The 19,083-nt window shown below is 40.9% G+C and carries 18 protein-coding genes; 9 read left to right on the forward strand and 9 right to left on the reverse strand.

The features are described from left to right. Nucleotides 1-34: 34 nt before the first annotated feature. The 4 genes from C9J41_RS17840 (at nucleotide 35) to C9J41_RS17855 (ending at nucleotide 3,159) form a co-directional block, all read left to right on the forward strand. Entirely contained in the window at nucleotides 35-727 is a 693-nt protein-coding gene (locus tag C9J41_RS17840; protein ID WP_107294871.1) for an inovirus-type Gp2 protein, read from the forward strand. A gap of 73 nt (nucleotides 728-800) precedes the next feature. After that, nucleotides 801-1,652, forward strand: coding sequence for a TIGR04255 family protein (locus C9J41_RS17845; protein ID WP_107294872.1), 852 nt, complete (start codon nucleotides 801-803; stop codon nucleotides 1,650-1,652). Nucleotides 1,653-1,661: 9 nt separating this feature from the next. After that, nucleotides 1,662-2,300 (forward strand): hypothetical protein, encoded by a 639-nt coding sequence (locus C9J41_RS17850; RefSeq protein WP_107294873.1) that lies wholly within the window; start codon nucleotides 1,662-1,664, stop codon nucleotides 2,298-2,300. Beyond that, nucleotides 2,287-3,159: a hypothetical protein gene (locus tag C9J41_RS17855; protein WP_107294874.1), complete on the forward strand. Its 873-nt coding sequence runs from the start codon at nucleotides 2,287-2,289 to the stop codon at nucleotides 3,157-3,159. The genes C9J41_RS17850 and C9J41_RS17855 overlap by 14 nt, the downstream gene beginning before the upstream one ends. A 61-nt stretch (nucleotides 3,160-3,220) precedes the next feature. Here C9J41_RS17855 and C9J41_RS17860 read toward each other — a convergent pair whose 3' ends face one another. From C9J41_RS17860 to malX, 4 genes are all read right to left on the reverse strand, one after another. Continuing rightward, a complete protein-coding gene (locus C9J41_RS17860; protein WP_233220419.1) occupies nucleotides 3,221-4,630 on the reverse strand; it encodes a site-specific integrase in 1,410 nt (469 codons plus the stop codon). A 118-nt stretch (nucleotides 4,631-4,748) separates the two neighbouring features. Beyond that, nucleotides 4,749-6,386 carry a methyl-accepting chemotaxis protein gene (locus C9J41_RS17865; protein ID WP_107207964.1) on the reverse strand — a complete coding sequence of 546 codons (1,638 nt, stop codon included), beginning with the start codon at nucleotides 6,384-6,386 and terminating at the stop codon, nucleotides 4,749-4,751. A gap of 303 nt (nucleotides 6,387-6,689) precedes the next feature. Beyond that, nucleotides 6,690-7,868: a MalY/PatB family protein gene (locus C9J41_RS17870; protein WP_107294875.1), complete on the reverse strand. Its 1,179-nt coding sequence runs from the start codon at nucleotides 7,866-7,868 to the stop codon at nucleotides 6,690-6,692. Between the two features lie 71 nt (nucleotides 7,869-7,939). After that, nucleotides 7,940-9,520 (reverse strand): maltose/glucose-specific PTS transporter subunit IIBC, encoded by a 1,581-nt coding sequence (gene malX / locus C9J41_RS17875; RefSeq protein WP_107207962.1) that lies wholly within the window; start codon nucleotides 9,518-9,520, stop codon nucleotides 7,940-7,942. A gap of 286 nt (nucleotides 9,521-9,806) precedes the next feature. Here malX and malI point away from each other — a divergent pair, with 286 nt between their 5' ends. Beyond that, complete coding sequence (gene malI / locus C9J41_RS17880) at nucleotides 9,807-10,832, forward strand: Mal regulon transcriptional regulator MalI (RefSeq protein WP_107260842.1); 1,026 nt, start codon at nucleotides 9,807-9,809, stop codon at nucleotides 10,830-10,832. A 71-nt stretch (nucleotides 10,833-10,903) separates the two neighbouring features. On the opposite strand, the gene C9J41_RS17885 is transcribed toward malI, so the two are convergent. Next, nucleotides 10,904-11,185, reverse strand: a complete 282-nt coding sequence (locus C9J41_RS17885) for a pyrimidine/purine nucleoside phosphorylase (protein ID WP_006647687.1) — start codon at nucleotides 11,183-11,185, stop codon at nucleotides 10,904-10,906. A 181-nt stretch (nucleotides 11,186-11,366) separates the two neighbouring features. Between C9J41_RS17885 and C9J41_RS17890 the strand changes: the two genes are divergently transcribed. After that, the gene (locus tag C9J41_RS17890; RefSeq protein WP_105061403.1) at nucleotides 11,367-11,570 is read left to right on the forward strand and encodes a hypothetical protein; all 204 of its coding nucleotides are present in this window, start codon (nucleotides 11,367-11,369) and stop codon (nucleotides 11,568-11,570) included. Between the two features lie 10 nt (nucleotides 11,571-11,580). Here the strand turns inward: C9J41_RS17890 and zntR are convergent, their stop codons facing one another. Beyond that, complete coding sequence (gene zntR, locus C9J41_RS17895; protein WP_107207960.1) at nucleotides 11,581-12,048, reverse strand: Zn(2+)-responsive transcriptional regulator; 468 nt, start codon at nucleotides 12,046-12,048, stop codon at nucleotides 11,581-11,583. Between the two features lie 236 nt (nucleotides 12,049-12,284). Between zntR and purH the strand changes: the two genes are divergently transcribed. Together purH and purD are read left to right on the forward strand one after the other, a co-directional pair. Continuing rightward, entirely contained in the window at nucleotides 12,285-13,877 is a 1,593-nt protein-coding gene (purH, locus tag C9J41_RS17900; protein WP_045150142.1) for a bifunctional phosphoribosylaminoimidazolecarboxamide formyltransferase/IMP cyclohydrolase, read from the forward strand. A 105-nt stretch (nucleotides 13,878-13,982) separates the two neighbouring features. After that, the gene (gene purD / locus C9J41_RS17905; protein ID WP_107207958.1) at nucleotides 13,983-15,272 is read left to right on the forward strand and encodes a phosphoribosylamine--glycine ligase; all 1,290 of its coding nucleotides are present in this window, start codon (nucleotides 13,983-13,985) and stop codon (nucleotides 15,270-15,272) included. Nucleotides 15,273-15,342: 70 nt separating this feature from the next. Here purD and C9J41_RS17910 read toward each other — a convergent pair whose 3' ends face one another. Together C9J41_RS17910 and hupA are read right to left on the reverse strand one after the other, a co-directional pair. Beyond that, nucleotides 15,343-16,029, reverse strand: a complete 687-nt coding sequence (locus tag C9J41_RS17910; RefSeq protein ID WP_233219102.1) for a DUF1481 domain-containing protein — start codon at nucleotides 16,027-16,029, stop codon at nucleotides 15,343-15,345. 43 nt (nucleotides 16,030-16,072) lie between these two features. Beyond that, the gene (gene hupA, locus C9J41_RS17915) at nucleotides 16,073-16,345 is read right to left on the reverse strand and encodes a nucleoid-associated protein HU-alpha (protein ID WP_005372678.1); all 273 of its coding nucleotides are present in this window, start codon (nucleotides 16,343-16,345) and stop codon (nucleotides 16,073-16,075) included. 226 nt (nucleotides 16,346-16,571) lie between these two features. On the opposite strand from hupA, the gene C9J41_RS17920 reads away from it, so the two are divergent. Beyond that, nucleotides 16,572-17,630 (forward strand): CNNM domain-containing protein, encoded by a 1,059-nt coding sequence (locus C9J41_RS17920; protein ID WP_005372680.1) that lies wholly within the window; start codon nucleotides 16,572-16,574, stop codon nucleotides 17,628-17,630. Nucleotides 17,631-17,696: 66 nt separating this feature from the next. On the opposite strand, the gene brnQ is transcribed toward C9J41_RS17920, so the two are convergent. Next, the gene (gene brnQ / locus C9J41_RS17925; protein WP_107207956.1) at nucleotides 17,697-19,004 is read right to left on the reverse strand and encodes a branched-chain amino acid transport system II carrier protein; all 1,308 of its coding nucleotides are present in this window, start codon (nucleotides 19,002-19,004) and stop codon (nucleotides 17,697-17,699) included. Nucleotides 19,005-19,083 lie beyond the last annotated feature (79 nt).

The raw sequence follows: 19,083 nt of genomic DNA on the forward strand, positions 1-19,083 counted from the left end.
AGACAAGTTGACAGTAAAAACACCTATTTCACACATGAAAAAATTAATACAAACACAGTCTAAAACTAAAGCTGGTGGGGCTAATGGATATAATTGCCACGCAGGATATTTATATTATTACGATGGAAAGAAGATAGAGACAGAACATTTCATTCACCAAGAAACTATCTGGCAAGTGATGCACTTTAAAGATGGAATAAACAAAAAGATAATGGGAAAGCTGATAGACCTTATGCAGTTCGCACTATCAATTTATTCACGCATACTAGCAGTCAGGATAGATATTAAATGTTACTTAGAAAGCCAAAACAATAAGCCGATATCAGACTTCTTTCGTCACTTAATACCAAAGCTTAAACGGAAATATGGTAATGGTATTTACTATGCATGGGTAAGAGAACAAGGGGAGGAAAGCCAGTGTCCTCACTATCATGCTGTCATTCTTTTTAATGGGCACAAGATTAATCATCCAAGCAAGCTTATTAAGCTAGTAAGAAATGACATTGAGCTTAATCCACACCTGAATTTTTATTGTCCACAAAATTGCTATTACAAATTAACAAGGTACGACACCAGCAGCCAGCAAGCTTTTGTTTATAGACTTAGTTATTTATCAAAAAACGAAACGAAAAAAAACAACGCACCTTTTAAAGTATTTCAATTAAGTAAACCCTTAAAAATGTTAAAAGAAGATCACAAAATAGCTAATTTAAAGCTACATCACTAACAATTAAAAATTGAAAATATTGTATTTAAGTGTATATTTCACTGTATAATTCGGTGTCAATTTGGATGTCAATATGATTAAGTATATTCTTGAGGATTCTCCCTTAGTAACTGCTATTCTGGATCTAAGGTTTAGTGAGATACCTAGTAAGAAAATCACTGACGGACTTGAAGACTTCAAAAACAAAATGTTTTCACTTGGATACTCAATACAGCATGAATCTAAGTTTAGTCAAATTAATGCAACCCCAGAAATAAATGGGCAATTACAACTAAATAGCATTGAAACCTCTCGTTGGGATTTTCTAAATATTTCAAGAACATCAAGTGTAATACTTACAAATGGTTCACTTTGTTTACGTACAACCAAATACACTTGTTTTGAACAATTTAAAACTGATTGGTCAAAAGTTATTGATACATTTTTCAACTCTTTCGAAGATGTTCAAAATGCAGGCATGACTAGGATGGGATTGCGACATATAGATATATTTTTGGCGCAAGAGAATGAGAAATATACTAATTACATTTCAAAAAAGTGGTTAAATCAGGCTCTACTTGAAGCAAGTGATAATACGCTATGCAATAACAAGCAGATTATAGTAACAGAACACGGGAAACTAAGAGTCGAGCTAGAAGAGCGTTTACCTGAAAACAATAGTATAAATCTTTTCCCTTATGATATTTCTGATCCCGAGCCACTAAGTATCAATGTAGACATAAAGCCAAAATGGATGACTGCAACTCCCACAAAATATGCATTATTGGACATAGATCACGCTTGGGAAGCAGGTAGTAACATAATTGAACTTTCAAAAACGAACATTGAAAGTAAATTAAACAATCTACATCAAGATAGCTCTAACTTATTTTGGGATTATTTGAGTGAGCACGCAGAGAGTGTATGGGGAAAGCGCCCCATCTAAGGTGTAATTATGCAGATATTAACAACATCAAATACAGCATCAAAAGCAACAGCAATGGCGGGAATCCTTCTTATAGCTAGCTCCGCTCCTGTTTTTGCTACTCAACATTCAAAGTCTAATAATACACATCAAACCAAGTGTTCTGGTGAGTATTATCAAGACCTAGCACGTGCTCAAAAAAGTGGAAACGTTTGGATAAAATACCAAGAAAAGAACGATACGTCTCACAGTCAGATTATTTCAACAAAAGAGCAGATTGAAGTCATCATCGGTAGCCTCGGCTTAGGAATGACCGATCTTCAAAAAGTAATGAGAGTGCAGCGAGCTACCTTATACAACTGGAAGAAAGGTGGTGATGTAAAGGGAGATGACAGCTTAACCCGATTAAACAGCGTTTACTCTATAGCTAAAAAAGTTAATGAGTTTAACACACAACCATTTGGTCGAATTACAAAAACACACACGCTCAAAGGTAAAACCTATCTTCAACAGTTAAGCGAAGACAACCTTAATACCTCTGATATTGTTGATCATGCTAGAGCTTTATCAAAAATAGCAAACAACAGAAGAGTTGCTACTGATAGTAGCAATGGAATGAACGATATTGATAACATTTCAGGAAGTTTAACTATTTATGAGCGCTCCTGATTTACTTCGCCAAAAGCTTTTAGATAACGGATGGCTCCAAGGAAGTGTTATTGACTTCACTTCCTTGTTTGATGCAGCGAAAGAGCATGGTTTAGAAAATGGTTTTCCACCAAATGGAACCACCGATAAATATGAAAATGCTCAGGTCATAATCATTAGTATGAGCTGTGACGTAGTTTTTGGTAATATAGATAACGAGTTACCAAAAATTGAATGCTATATTTGTCCTGTAAATAAAAAGCTAAAGCCAAATAACGCAAAGATTTCTGACCCGCGAAAGATGGTGCTGATACATAACAATCAAAAATTAGATGTTAGAATGAAAAACCATTTGTTTATTGATAGACAATTACTTTCACATCTAAAACCATCATCACAGCTTGCTCAAAATGAATTAAACTCTTTAATAAGATGGAAGGTTGCGTTATACAACCGTCTAGGACTACCAGAGAGCCTTGTAGCACGGATTACAGACGTCACCCGTCGTAAGGATTTTTTAAAATGGATGGATGATAATTCAGATAAAATTGAAGGGCTTTTTCTTGAATTGCCTGACTGTTCTGAATTACCTATCACTGAGAAATATAAGATAGGTGCAATCTGCTTATTAGATAGTTCTAAAATTGACAATAATGATATATCAGAACTAGATGAACAATTTCATGAACTGTTCTTATCTTATTTGGACAACATCGACAGTATTGAATTATTAAATACGACTGAATATGGAAATCAGTATATTGATAATGTGATATCAACTGATGAGTTTACCTACGATATGCTTAAACGTTTTCGACGGTATCCATTAGATCACCTGTCCTTAAATCCAGCTCAAAATGAGAACTTGATACAAGCATAAGATTCATCTTATCTAATCGCAAAAAGCAAGATACTTGATTAGTATCTTGCTTTTTTCTATTTTAAGCATGCTTGAACATACAGACATTATCAGTTTTTCTAACAAGTACCTCTAACCTTTCAAGCCACCTATCAAGTGCTACCCTTTTCTCTGGTAAATACTGACTACGGTTATAAATAGCCATAACACCGCTAGGTATATGACCTAATAGTTGTTCAATGACATATGGCTGTGCAAGACCATAATCATTCATCTTAGTGTCAACAGTTCTACGTATATCATGCAGCGTCCACTTTTCTTTATGTCCTAACCGCTTCCATACCGAACCACCAAAAACACTGACAGTTGCATCTTGTTTCAACTCAGCCAACACATAATTATTTTTTGTATTAGCAGCCTTTAGTTCAAGTAACCAAGGCTTTAATGCTGGTGGAATAGGTCTAATAATCTTGTTACGGCATTTTGAATGGGCAGTAGGTACAGTCCAAAGCCCTTCTTCAAAGTCCCACTCATCCCATTTTGATAGTCTGATTTCTTGTGTTCTTGAACCAAACACCAATAACAATTTAATTAGTTTTACGTAGTAAGGTAAGCAAAAGGGCTTCGATTCAGGTTGAATGGCTTCAAGAAGACTAATAAGTTCTTTTTCAGTTAGCACTCTATCTCTTTTATCCTGTTTAGAACCAACATCCGTTATGATCAAATCATCTAATACCCGACTCTCTGCATAGTGACGAGCACGACAAAATCGAAGTGCCTGTTTAGCATTTTGAAAAACATACCCAGCAGCAACAGGTGCAGGTTTACGTTTACCGTCATAACCTTTACGTATTCGATCAAAGCATTCTAACCAATGCCTTGTTTCTGTTAACTCTAACGGAAGATTACCTATGTAAGGATAGATATGGCGAGCAAATTGCTGCCGATGTTTTGATGCATTAGTACGTTTAGCTTCTGCGTACTCCACCAGCCAATATTCTAAAGCGTCTTGAACAGTGACAGGTTCCAATGTTTTGGTACGCCCGAGTTCCCATTGTGATTTAGGGTCTTTCCCTTCAGCTAAATGTGAACGAGACTCCCTGCACAGCTCTCTAGCTCGTTGAAGGCTTATATCTGGATAATAACCGTAATCAAAACTCTTATTTTTACTGTTTATTTTATAACGGAACTGCCAGCGAATTTTCCCCGATGGTGTTAAACGAGCACCTAAACCATCGCCATCCTGTAATACTTGTTTTTTATCGCGCAGCTTCCCTAGCAAAGACCTTAGTTGCTTCTCAAATAGTTTCCCCATTTGGTTCCTTAATTTATTGTCTACCCCATTATCTACCCCGAGTAGACCATAAGAACCAATACCTCCCAATACAAATGAATACAAAAAACCCAATAAATCGATGATATATAAAGAGTTTGAGTTGTAATCTAAAGCACCACCAATCAGCACCATACAATCAATTAGATAATATGGCATGAACTAATACATTTAGTTTAAGTTATTGATAAAAAAGCCATCCCTGTATTTCAGGCATGGCTTTTTTATTGGCTGCTATTCGGTACTGTCATGCTAAATAAAACATAATAGTCCTACTTTAATGCAGTTTAAAACGCTGAATCGTCACCATTAGATCTTCCGAAATTTGATTGAGCTCTTCACTCGATGACGACATCTGATTAGATTCAGTCGACAATGATATCGAGCTATCATTCAAACTTGCCACATTTTGATTAATACTATTAACGGTTAATGATTGCTGCTCTGTTGCGGCTGAGATCTGCTGATTCATCCCTTGTATCGCATGAACTTCTTCAACAATTAAATTCAACGCTTCCCCTGCCGATGCAGAAATCTTTGACGCATTCTGGGCTTTTTCAGCCCCCTGATTCATAACACCAACCGCTTGCTCCGCACCTTGTTGTAATTTTTCAATAATGGTTTGAATTTCAATCGTCGACTCTTGTGTGCGCTGTGATAGGGTGCGAACTTCATCAGCAACAACAGCAAAGCCTCGCCCTGCATCACCGGCTCTTGCAGCCTCTATCGCAGCATTTAACGCTAATAAGTTGGTCTGCTCTGCTATGCCACGTATCACTTCCAACACGGTATCGACATTACGGCTATCTGTTGCAAGTTGGGTGATCACTTTACTGGCTTCACCAATATCTAATGCGAGCAATTGTGACTCTTCAATATTACGCTGAATAATCACTTTACTGGCTTCTGTTTGTTTCGCTGCTTTAATACTAAAATCAGTGGCATCAACGGTTCTGCCTGCAATTTCTTCAACCGCAGTGAGCATTTCCCCCATTGACCCCACGAGTTGATCGGTGTCTTCTTTCTGTTGATTTAAATTACTATCCATCGATAACACTGATTGTGATAAACAACGCGAAGAGTGAGTCAGTTGTGAACCTGCATCACTAATATTATGGATAATGGCCTGAATAGAAATAACAAAGCGATTAAAATGTTTCGCAAGTGCCGTTAATTCAGGACCGCCTTCTTCTTTAAGACGCTGAGTTAAATCACCTTCACCGGTTGATAGATCGCGCATCGCAGCAACGGTTTTTTTAATTGGCAAAGTAATACTACGAATAAAATACGCCATCAATAATGACAGTATTGCCAAAATAACAGCAACATTCACAAACGATAGCCATTGGCTGGCTTGAATATCTTGGTTTAAGGCTTTGATATTCATTCCTGCGCCAATCATCCAGCCCCAAGGATGAAAATAATCAGCATAGCTCGTTTTTAAAATCAGTTGATTAGGATCTGACGATGACTTCCACATATAATCAACAAAACCACCACCTTGCTTACCGACACTGTAAAGCTCTTCGACGAATCGTCGTCCATTACCGTCTGTTAGTGACAGAATGTCAGTCCCCATCATTTCATCAAAACGGGTTGCGATTTGATAGCCTTCCTTATTTCCCGCAAAAATATAATTTCCGCCATCAAAACGCATTGCGTTAATTGCCGCTAAAGCCTGTTTTTGCGCTTCTTCTTCGCTCAATGTGCCATTGGAGCTAAGTGCATGATAGTAATTAACCACTCCTACCGCCCCTTCTACTATTTGCTTAATACCTCCCTCATAATTAGCTCGCATATGTTGATTAGTTGAGGAAATATTTAATGCAGAAATAGAAATAAGACCGATGGCAAATAACAGCCATATGATCCAAGCTTTGGTACTAATTGATGCATGTGTTAACGATAGATTCATAGAACTCCCTATCCTACTTATTACGTTTAGTCATGAAATAGTTTCGCTATAACGACAAGATCAATTAGGCTCTAAGTATCTAAAGCAACATGTTAGGCGTGATTAACCAGAACTCAACCTTGCTAAATACTGTTACTATAATGCTTTCTCTCCAGATAATTTTTATAAATCCAACATATGCGTTACATATCATATAAAGGCGCAATTGATAAAACGCTTGATCTCTAAAAGTGAGTGGCAATAACAGATACAAAAAAGCTCCGCCGACGCGAAGCTTTTCTTAGTTATAAAACAAGCAATATTCTATTGATGTTTTAGATCATGTAATGCACTCATCAATGCCTTGAGACCTATTTCTACTTTGCTACGAGGACAACCGACATTCAAACGAACATAGCCTTGCCCTTCTTGACCATAGGTATCACCGCGCATAATGGCGACTTTGTAATGACTAACTAGACGTTGTTGTAGAGCATCCATATCCACGCTCAATGGCGTTAAATCAATCCACGCTAAATATGTCCCCTCAGGCACTTGGTAATTCAACTCAGGAAAGGCCTGATTTAACTGCTCTGCGACATAACAAAGGTTAGCTTGAAGGTAATCTTTTAAACTATCGAGCCATACTTCACCTTGGTTATAAGCGGCAATATGTCCTATAACGCCTAAAATCGACGGTGACGATAAACCATGTGCCGCTTTTAACTGAGTAAGGTACCGTTCACGCACCGTTTGATCGGCAATAAACGCATATGCGCCCGTTAATGCAGGAATATTAAATGACTTTGATCCTGAAGAAACCAACGCCCAATTATCATCTAATGCCACTTCAGGCCAAGGAATATAATCATTAAATGCCATATCCATATGGATATCATCGGAGATCACTTTCACCTGATGTTGCAAACAGATCTGTGCCATACGGCTGAGTTCATCACGTGTCCATACTCTTCCAGTTGGATTTTGTGGACTACACAGTAATAACACTTTACAGTTTGATTTTGCCGCTTGTGCTTCAAATTGTGCCCAATCAATCTCATAACTGCCACCAGCCGTTTTTAACAACGGGCTTGTTAGCATGAGACGATCATTAGCCGCTAACATATTACCAAACGCATCATAGGCTGGAGTATGAATGAGGACTCCTTCCCCCTGCTTTGTCCACTGCATCACTAATTGCGAAATGATGTAAATCACCGATGGACCATACACAATATGCTCGGGATTGATTGGACTATGATAGCGGCGTGAAAACCATCCTGTGATCGCAGATTTAAAATCATCATGATTCCATCGGCTATAGCCAAATACACCATGTGCTAATCGCTCAGATAACGCTTTCTCAATACATGGCGCAACGGCGAAATCCATATCAGAAATAGTAAACGGCAATAAATCCGCTTCACCAAACCGATCTTCAACATAATCCCACTGGGTACAATAGGTACCATAACGGTTAACTGGGGTAGAGAAATCAAACATATCAACCTCTTGCAACAAGCAAAAACAGTTATCCAAAACAAAAAAGCGGAGCACTAGGCTCCGCAATCATATTATGCCGTCGCTGGCATTAAGCCCTGCATTTCATTTTTGACCATATGCACCTGAGGCCCAATCACGACTTGTAAGTTATGATCGTCAAGCTTAACGACCCCCAACGCACCGTTAGCTTTGAGTACGGCGTCATTCACTAAACTCATATCATTAACCGATAAACGTAAACGAGTAATACAGTTATCCAGTGACGTAATGTTTGCAGCACCACCCAGTGCTTCTAAAATAATATTACCTTTGTAACCCGTCGTTTTCTCACCCGTTTCCGCAAAGGCTAACTCATCTTTTACATCAGCCACTTCACGGCCTGGAGTTTTTAAATTAAAGCGAGTGATCACAAAGCGGAATACGCTGTAATACATCACAAACCATACTGCAGCAACAAGAGGTACTAAGTACCATTTCGTTGCCGTACCTTGAAGTACACCGAAAATCAAAAAGTCGATAATGTTGCCATCAGTATTACCAATCGTTACGCCTAATAGGTGCATCGCCATAAAGCCAACACCTGTTAAAATAGCATGAACAAAGTACAGTGCTGGTGCAACGAACAGGAATAAGAATTCTAATGGCTCTGTGATACCACCAATCACACACGCAACCACACCTGATAACAATAACGCTTTTACTTTGCTGCGATTTTCAACGCGAGCACAGTGGTACATCGCAAGAGCAGCACCGGGTAATCCACCAAGGAAAGCAGGCATTTTACCTTGCGACAAGAATGATGTTGCCGAGTTAGAGAAGCCATTAGTTGTTGAGCAAGAAAGCTCTGCATAGAAAATATTTAATGCGCCACTTACCGTGTTACCACACACATCCATCGTGCCACCCGCTTCCGTAAAACGCACCAATGCAACAAGAATGTGGTGTAAGCCAAATGGCAATAACAAACGCTCACCGGTACCGAAAAGGAATGGACCAAATGGGCCTGAGTGAGAGATTAAGCTACCAATACCATTAATACCCATAGCAAAGTAAGGCCATACTAGCGGTACTAATAGACCAACCACACCTAGCGTTAAGGTTGAGATGATCGGAACAAAACGCGCGCCACCAAAGAAAGCTAATGCATCAGGCATTTTGTAGGTATAGAAACGTGCATGCAGTTTCGCCACAATAATACCGACGATTACCGCGCCTAAAATGCCAGTATCAATCGACTCTATGCCTAAAACAGACTTCACACCGTAGGCTTTTTCTTCGGTCGCATTGCCTAATACGCCAGCCACTGTTAGGTAAAAATTAATCGATAAGTTAAGTGCTGCGTAACCAACAAAACCTGCAAACGCGGCAACACCTTTTTCTTCACGAGCAAGGCCAAGAGGAATGGCTACGGCAAACATGATAGGTAAATAGATAAATGCAACCAAACCAACTTTGGTCATCCACATGAACAGCAATTGCAGTACGGTATTATCAAGAAAAGGCATACTTTCTTTTACTGCAGCACTTGATAACGAGCTACCAATACCCAGTAAAATACCGGAAAACGCCAAAAGTGCCACTGGCAACATAAACGTTTTACCTAAGCTTTGGAAAAATTCCCATAGCGTTGTTTTATTTGCAGATTTAGACATCATTGTCACCTGATCACTGTTTTATCTTCGTCAAAAACAAAGTGGTAAAACGTTTTATCACTTTGTTGAAAAAAAACGTCGACGAAGATGAGCTCAAAACTTCTGCCAACGCTTTTGCTGAATTACGAAATAAATGATAAAACGTTTTATCAACTTTTATCGGCATCGAGATCACGGAACATATCTCGCGCCATAACACATATTAAAAACTGTGATCCTGTTAATATTCGGATTATAGATATAACGTTTTATATTGATAGATAAATACAGGGTAATTAACTATCTAATGGCTAAATCAAGCAAAGTAAAGATCACCGATGTTGCCGACTATGCCGGCGTCTCCGTTTCTACTGTTTCTTTGGTGCTGGGCAATAAAGGCCGTATATCAAAAGCGACAATCGATAAGGTCAATCAAGCAGTTGAAGCCTTAGGCTATGTTCGCAATAACGCCGCAGCGAATTTACGATCCAATCACTCAAATTTGATCGGCTGGATCTTAGCGGATATTACAGATCCCTTTTATACCGAAGTCACGGCAGGGTTAAGCGATGAGCTTGAACAACATGACCATATGTTATTTCTTGCTCAGTCCAACCATCAAGCAGACAAATTAATCCAATGTGTCCAATCGATGATTCAACAAGGTGTCGCAGGTATTGCATTTAGCCCGGTAAGAGAAGCAACCAACCAAGTACTCGAAATGGCAAAACAAGCCAATATACCTGCGGTTTGCTTGGCCCGCTCCGCCGTGAATAATGAGGTCGATTATATTGGGCCTGATAATCATCAAGCCGCAATCCTTGCAACTCAGCACTTGATCCAACAAGGTCATCGTCATATTGCGTATATTGGTGGCAGCAGTGACTCACTCACCCGTGCTGAGCGTATTGGCGGCTATGGCACGACATTAATGCAATATGGCTTACCGTTTAAAAATGAATGGATAATTGAAGCTCAGAATAACCAGTGCCAAGCCGCGGATCATGTTCAACAACTGCTAACTCAGCATCCTAAAATTACCGCGCTATTATGCCACCGACCAGCCATTGCATTAGGGGCGATGTATGGTATTCAACGGGTAGGGAAAAGTGTCGGAAAAGATAACTATATTGGTCAACAAATCGGCTTAATTGGGTTTGATGATACCCCTGAAGCGGCTTTAACTCAGCCAAGCCTAACCATGATCAGCTCTCCTACGCGACAAATGGGTCAACTTGCAGGACAACGGTTACTCGCAAAAATGACGGTTCATAATGAAACGGCACAACAGTTTATTTTACCGCCACAATTAATTGAACGAGGATCGGCATAGAGATATCAAACAGCGGCAAACAAAAAAGCTCCACCGAAGTGAAGCTTTTAGATAATCACTATAATTTAAAATTATAAGTAATCACAAAGATAAGCAGTAGTAACCAATACTTTCACATTAAATGAACTGTCACCTGGAACTTCAAAGTTATCGCCTGCGTTGTAAGTTTCCCAGTCAACATGGCCTGGTAGTTTTACAGTTAATGCACCTTTAACCACCGTCATACGCTCAGGTGCTACAGTACCAAAAGTATATTCGCCAGGTGCCATTACGCCAACACTGACATGATCACCCGAAGATTCAAAGCCAATTGATTTTACTTGGCTATCAAAATATTCATTTACTTTTAACATCGATTTTCCTTATCTTTAATTCGTATTAGCGATACGCTTTTGACTGGAAATTATCACAAAATTTCACAATGCCCTAATGAAATATAATGACGCTAATCACGATATTCATGACATGAATTTAACTTGGTTCATGATAAAAAAACGCTACACTAGTCTTTGAAATTTTATCAAGGGATCTCAGATGTTAAATAAACATGTTTTAGCGGTACTACTGATCGCTTCGTTACCATTAGTTGGTTGTAGCAGTAGCGATAAACAAAATATTAAAGATGGCTTCACTGAGATTGGTCACGCGACCCGTGATGCAACCAAAGCAACGGGACACTTTTTCCGTGATACCACAAAAGATGCGATCCAAAATGCAAAAGAAGCCACCAGCGATTAATTTATACGTTCTATTTCTTGTGCCTTGAACAACATGACTTGGTGTCACCGATAGGATCTGGCGTATCACAGCTATCGTTCAAGGCCTCAAGGATTGAGCAATGGCTCGCATCATCATCCACATGGCCACAACACGCATCATTGATCTTTTTTAACGCGCGTCGAATACGCGAGAGTTCCTTTATTTTCATATCCACTTCGTCAAGCTTAGCTTGGGTGATCGCTTTTACTTCCGCACAACTATGTTGACTAGCTTCCAGTCGGATATCTAATAGCTCACGAATTTCTTCCAAACTTAAGCCAATAGCTTTGGCCCGTAAGATAAATTTAACTCGCGATAAATTATCATCACTATATAAACGATAACCACTGTCGCTTCGGCCTGCAGGCTGGAGCAAATCATTTTTTTCGTAAAACCGTAATGTATCGCTACTGACCTGACATAACTTTGCTAATTGACCAATCAAATACATCGCCATCTTGCTCATTTCTCCTAAAGACACCCAAAAAAGCAAACGTTTGCGTAATCTTCCTATTCATGTAAAATAATGGTCACATTACACACAAATGACCATTATTGATAAATCACTATTGTCATCACCCAAGTTTTGTTGATGTGATGAGAATCAGGATATTTCCCAAAACCAATTCACACCAAATGGGCTTGGTCTTGGGAAATATTCTATTCACCGTGTAATTAAAAGAGATAGTAGCCATGGAAAACGCTCGTCCTATTCGCCGTGCACTGATCAGCGTATCAGACAAAACAGGTATTGTGGAATTCGCACAGGCTCTTGCCAATCGCGGCGTAGAAATCTTATCGACAGGCGGTACCGCTCGTTTACTTGCCGAGAAAAACATTCAAGTCACTGAAGTTTCTGATTACACCGGTTTCCCAGAAATGATGGATGGCCGTGTAAAAACCCTTCACCCAAAAGTTCATGGTGGCGTACTAGGCCGTCGTGGTACTGACGACGAAGTAATGGAAAAGCACGGCATTAACCCTATCGATATGGTTGTTGTTAACCTTTATCCTTTTGCTGAAACTGTTGCCAAAGCCGGGTGTACGCTCGCCGACGCAGTTGAGAACATCGACATCGGTGGTCCAACAATGGTTCGCTCTGCAGCAAAAAACCATAAAGATGTAGCGATTGTCGTTAATGCGCACGATTACGACCGCGTACTAACAGAAATTAGCACCAACAATGGCTCACTAACTCAGGCAACACGTTTCGATTTAGCTATCTCAGCTTTTGAACATACTGCAGCTTACGACGGTATGATCGCCAACTACTTTGGTACTATGGTGCCATCTTACGGCGACAACAAAGAAGGTGATGAGGAATCGAAGTTTCCACGCACTTTCAATCAGCAGTTCGAGAAAAAACAAGACATGCGCTACGGTGAAAACAGCCACCAAGCAGCAGCATTCTATGTTGAAGCCAATCCACAAGAAGCTTCTGTCGCAACAGCAACGCAACTTCAAGGTAAGGCATTATCATACAACAATATCGCAGATACTGATGCTGCACTTGAGTGTGTGAAAGAATTCGATTTACCAGCATGTGTAATTGTAAAACACGCTAACCCATGTGGTGTTGCACTCGGTGACAATTTACTTGAAGCCTACGATCGCGCTTACAAAACAGACCCAACCTCAGCATTTGGCGGCATTATTGCGTTCAACGGTGAATTAGATGCAGCAACTGCACAAGCGATTGTTGATCGTCAATTTGTAGAAGTTATTATCGCGCCGAAAGTATCAGCAGAGGCGGCAGCCGTTGTTGCAACCAAGAAAAACTTACGTCTTCTTGAGTGTGGCGAATGGACAACCAAAACCACGGGTTTTGACGTTAAGCGTGTAAATGGTGGTTTATTGGTTCAAGACCGTGACCAAGGTATGGTATCGGTTGATGATTTAACCGTTGTCACTAAACGTCAACCAACCACAGACGAACTGCGTGATGCACTATTTTGCTGGAAAGTAGCGAAATACGTGAAATCAAACGCGATTGTGTATGCAAAAGGCAATATGACCATAGGTGTTGGTGCAGGCCAAATGAGCCGCGTTTATTCTGCCAAAATTGCAGGTATCAAAGCCGCTGACGAAAACCTAGAAGTCGCGGGTAGCGTAATGGCATCAGATGCATTCTTCCCGTTCCGTGATGGTATTGATGCCGCAGCAGAAGCAGGCATTACTTGTGTTATCCAACCGGGTGGTTCAATGCGTGATGATGAAGTCATTGCTGCTGCTGACGAGCATGGTATGGCGATGGTATTTACCGGTATGCGCCACTTCCGCCACTAAGTTGTCATCACAAACTTAAGTGAATAAAACTATCGATTTAGTCTCTGCTCTTTTTTAAAGAGCAGAGATTTTTAAGTATTTAGCGCGAAGCAATAAGGATTAACGATGAAAGTACTGATCATTGGTAACGGCGGCCGTGAACACGCATTAGGCTGGAAAGTTGCACAAAACCCACAAGTAGAAACGGTATTTATTGCTCCTGGTAATGCAGGAACAGCACTTGAACCTAAACTGGAAAATGTTGAGATTGGTGTTGAAGACATCGCAGCATTAGTTGAATTTGCGCAAAATAATCAAATTGGTTTAACCATTGTCGGCCCAGAAGCGCCACTGGTTATTGGTGTGGTTGATGCGTTCCGCGCAGCTAAACTGCCCATCTTTGGTCCAACAGAAGCCGCAGCACAACTTGAAGGCTCTAAAGCTTTCACTAAAGACTTCCTTGCTCGCCACAATATTCCAACGGCGGAATATCAAAACTTTACTGAAATCGACCCCGCTCTTGCTTACTTAAAGCAAAAAGGCGCACCGATTGTAGTAAAAGCGGATGGCTTAGCAGCAGGTAAAGGCGTGATTGTCGCAATGACAGAGCAAGAAGCCGAAGATGCCGTACGCGATATGCTCGCTGGCAATGCATTTGGTGAAGCCGGACACCGCGTAGTTATCGAAGAGTTCTTAGATGGTGAAGAAGCCAGTTTCATCGTAATGGTAGACGGTAAAAACGTTCTACCTATGGCCACCAGCCAAGATCATAAACGTGTTGGAAATGGCGATACTGGCCCTAACACGGGTGGCATGGGCGCTTATTCACCAGCCCCTGTTGTAACACAAGATATCCATGACCGCGTGATGAAAGAAGTGATCTACCCAACGGTTGAAGGGATGGCCGCAGAAGGCGCACCTTATACAGGTTTCCTTTATGCTGGCTTGATGATCATGAGCGATGGCACCCCAAAAGTGATCGAATACAACTGTCGCTTTGGTGATCCGGAAACTCAACCTATCATGTTACGTATGCAGTCTGATTTGGTTGAGCTATGTTTAGCAGCGATTGATGGCAAGCTAGATACCGTAGAATCGAAATGGGATCCACGCGCTTCTATCGGTGTTGTTTTAGCCGCTGGCGGCTATCCAGCAAGCTACAACAAGGGTGATGTGATTTCAGGCTTGCCGCAACAAGAAGTGGCTGGCGAGAAAGTCTTCCACGCCGGCACAACGAATAATCAAGGCGATATCGTCACTAACGGTGGTCGTGTGCTGTGTGCAACCGCGATGGGCGATACTGTCTTAGAAGCACAACAGCGTGCTTATACGTTGGCAAAACAAATTTCGTGGGATGGCATGTTCCATCGTGACGATATTGGTTATCGCGCTATAGCTCGTGAGCAACAGCAATAAAACGCATTCTCCCTAAGTTAAAAAACGCGCTTAATCAGCGCGTTTTTTATTGTCTTTTTTTTGCAAGCATTTATTGCTTCGTATCAATCAGTGTCGGTGCTTGTAGACAAGTCTCACTCACCACACCCGATAACAACTTATGAATTCTTAACCTACCGTTTTTCTGCTCGCCAATAGCCGCCCAATGTCCCGATGGGGAAAATGCGGATAATACATTAGGATCATCAATCGTGATCGGCTGTTGAGTTTGACAAGAGATCTGCTGTTGTTGCTGTCTATAGCCTTGCTCAAAATACTGTTTTGATCTTTTTAGTCGTTCAATCCGATGGACTAAATATTCGCTGTGCTGTTTGAGCTCCGTTATTTCATTTGTCGTTAACGGTAAGATATGCCCATCTTCTTTATAGCGTTGATAAACTGCGACGCCTTGGCTATCGAAGCGAAGTTGTAATTCAAAGGGAACTTGCTGTCCATCGATTAACCGCTCACCCTGTTGTAACAGCGTTTTAAGCTTACCTGACTGCCATTGGTAATCACTTTGATAATCACCTTGCTTAGTACTGTACACACGCTCTCCTAGCCGTTCTGGAGCATTCTGACGGGATAAATACCAATAGATATATGTACCATCTACTTTTTGCTCAGCAACATTCACTCTAGTGATCGGCAATGCGGTGTTATCAGCAAGGTTTCCTGCAACACATCCAGTGAGAATGAGAGGAAGAAGAAAAGAAAAGAGAAATGAAATTTTAGACATAAAAAAACCGCCAGATGAATAATTCATTCTGGCGGTATCACAATTACTTCAATGCATCTTTTAGTGCTTTACCAGCAACAAACGCAGGAACGTTAGCTGCAGCAATTTGAATTTCAGCACCAGTTTGTGGGTTACGGCCAGTGCGAGCTGCACGATGGTTTACTTTAAATGTACCAAAGCCAATTAGTTGAACCTGGTCACCGTCTTTTAGCGCATCAGTAATGCCGTCAAGAGTAGATTCCAAAGCTGCTTTTGCTTGTGCTTTAGATAGATCCGCTTTTTCTGCGATCAGGTCAATCAGTTGGGTCTTGTTCATTAGGTTTCCCTTCTAAGGTTTTTCGTAAGACGAGACAACTCTAATTCAAAAGAAGCCCGTGTGGCAAAGGTTTGTCTGCTTTATTCGACTCAGGTGCGGACTCTTTAACCACAATCTGAGCGCAAGTTCACAAAATGTTACCAAATACCGCATAAAAATAGTTGTATTTATTCTGCCCAGCCCCGATTAATATAGCTGATATTCGCTAATTTACTGATAGGTTGACATGGTACTCCTTACGATTTACATCTCCGTTGCGATTGGTGTTTCGTTTATTTGTTCCGTATTAGAAGCGGTGTTACTTAGTATTTCACCAAGTTATATCGCCACATTACGCCAACAAAACCACCCTGCGGCGGCAAAACTCACCGCGCTCAAAGATAATATTGATCGGCCTCTTGCCTCGATCTTGACCCTAAACACCATCGCTCACACCATAGGTGCTGCAACCGCAGGTGCACAAGCGACTATCGTATTTGGTAGTGAATGGTTAGGTGTGTTCTCGGGCGTATTAACCATAGGTATTTTATTACTGTCTGAAATTGTGCCAAAAACCATTGGTGCAACTTACTGGCGTCAACTTGCACCATTCTCAGCGACTATGTTGCGTTGGATGGTATTGCTTTTGATCCCTCTAGTGTGGGTATCAGAACAAATTACTCGTCGTTTATCACGCGGTCATGAGCAACCAAAATTACGTGATGAAATTTCAGCAATGGCGTTATTAGCACACGAAACAGGTGAATTAGGTGAAGGCGAGTCAAAAATCCTAACCAACTTACTGCAATTCCGTGATGTAAGCGTAACGAAAATTATGACGCCACGTCCGGTGCTATTCCGTGTTGATGCAGAGCAAACCATTAATGAATTCTTGTCTCAGCATAAAAATAGCCCGTTCTCTCGTCCATTGGTATATAGCGAGCAGAGTGACAACATTGTCGGTTTCGTTCACCGCCTAGAGCTATTTGCTGAAAGCCAAGCGGGTAAAGGGGGCCAAGAACTCGGTGTATTAATGCGCCCACTACCCGTTATTATGAATAACGTTAGCGTACCTAAGGCTTTTGAGCGCTTAATGCAGGAACGTTCACAGCTTATCTTAATCGTTGACGAATACGGCACAGTACAAGGTCTCGTGACCTTAGAAGATATTTTCGAAAGCCTGGTAGGTGAAGAAATTGTCGATGAAGCCGATAAAAATACTGACATGCAACAACTGGCTTTCCAGCGTTGGGAAAAGTGGAAGAAAAAGCATGGTGTAATTCAAAATAATGATGAAGAAAAATAATCCTCCATCATGAAAAAAGGGACCTTTCGGTCCCTTTTTTATTATCTCTTTAAACCACTCAGTACATTAGTATTCTTTAGTCAGTACTTGGCGTTTTACTGTCAAACGCTGCGCAATTAATCCGATAACCAAGGTGATTACCGTCGGTAAAATCCAACCTGCGTAATAGTGATATAACGGTAGGTTAGCCTCTAGTATCTTATCCATCTGTGCTGGCATCGCTTCAAGAATATGCGTTGCATCAATACAGCCAAAAATCATCGCAACGGCTAAGGTTGCCAATACCATCTTTTGTGATAACTGATGACGCAGTGGTGCAATAATCAGTAATGAAATCGCAATAGGGTGTAACGCAACAACCACAGGTAATGTCACTTTCAACAATTGCGATAAGCCAACGTTAGCAATAATGCCTGATAGCACCATGATCACAATAACACTTTTACGATAGGTCACCGGTGTGAAAGTACGGCTATAAAACTCACTCCCCGCAGTTGTCACCCCAATCGCTGTTGTTAAGCACGCCAATACCAATACCGCACCTAATAACAAAGTACCAAACACACCAAAATGATAATTGGTGAAAGCGGTTAAGATCTCACCACCATTAGTGAAGTTTAATCCCAGCCCTTCGCTTGTTACGCCAATATAAGCAAGAGACAAGTACACTAATGCCATTGCACTTGAATACATAAGCGCCGCAATTAAGGTGTATTTTGCAATGGCTTTAGGCTCTTTAACGCCCATACCTTCAATAGCACGGAAGATAACCCAGCCAAAACCAATCGATCCTAACGCATCCATTGTCATATAACCTTGGGTTAAACCTTCAGCCATCGCCCCATTAACATAAGCTCCCGTCGCTTCAGTGACATAACCTGAAGGATATAAAATAGCGACAACAGCCATCACACCTAAAATCGTTAGCAGTATTGGCGTTAACCATTTGCCTAAAGTGTCCACCAGCTTACCGGGATATAACGAGAACAAAATAGCGGCGATACAAAATGCTATAGAAAAAGGAATAAGACCAACATCACCCATGAAGGGAGCAAGACTAAATTGGTAAGCCACAGTGATCGTACGAGGAATAATAAAAGCAGGACCAATCACAATAAACAACATCACCCAAAAGCTAGTTGCTAAAGGCTTCGGTAATGCGGCGGTTAAGTTATCAGAGCCTCGAACCCAAGCGACAATCACCAGCGCAATCGCAGGTAAACCCACTCCAGTTAAAAGAAAGCCTGTCATGCCACTTAGAAAGTTATCACCAGCTTGATAACCTAAGAATGGAGGGAAGATTAAGTTTCCCGCGCCTAAATACATGGCGAATGTCATAAAGCCTAATGCGGCAATATTGCGTGCACTTAACATAGTATTCCTTTGATTGTGACTTTCAGCTTGGAGGAAGCGAGATGGGAATATGTTTCAAAGGACCTATCAGCTTCTTCGC

The sequence above is a fragment of the Photobacterium sp. GB-50 genome, assembly GCF_003026755.1.
GTDB lineage: Bacteria > Pseudomonadota > Gammaproteobacteria > Enterobacterales > Vibrionaceae > Photobacterium.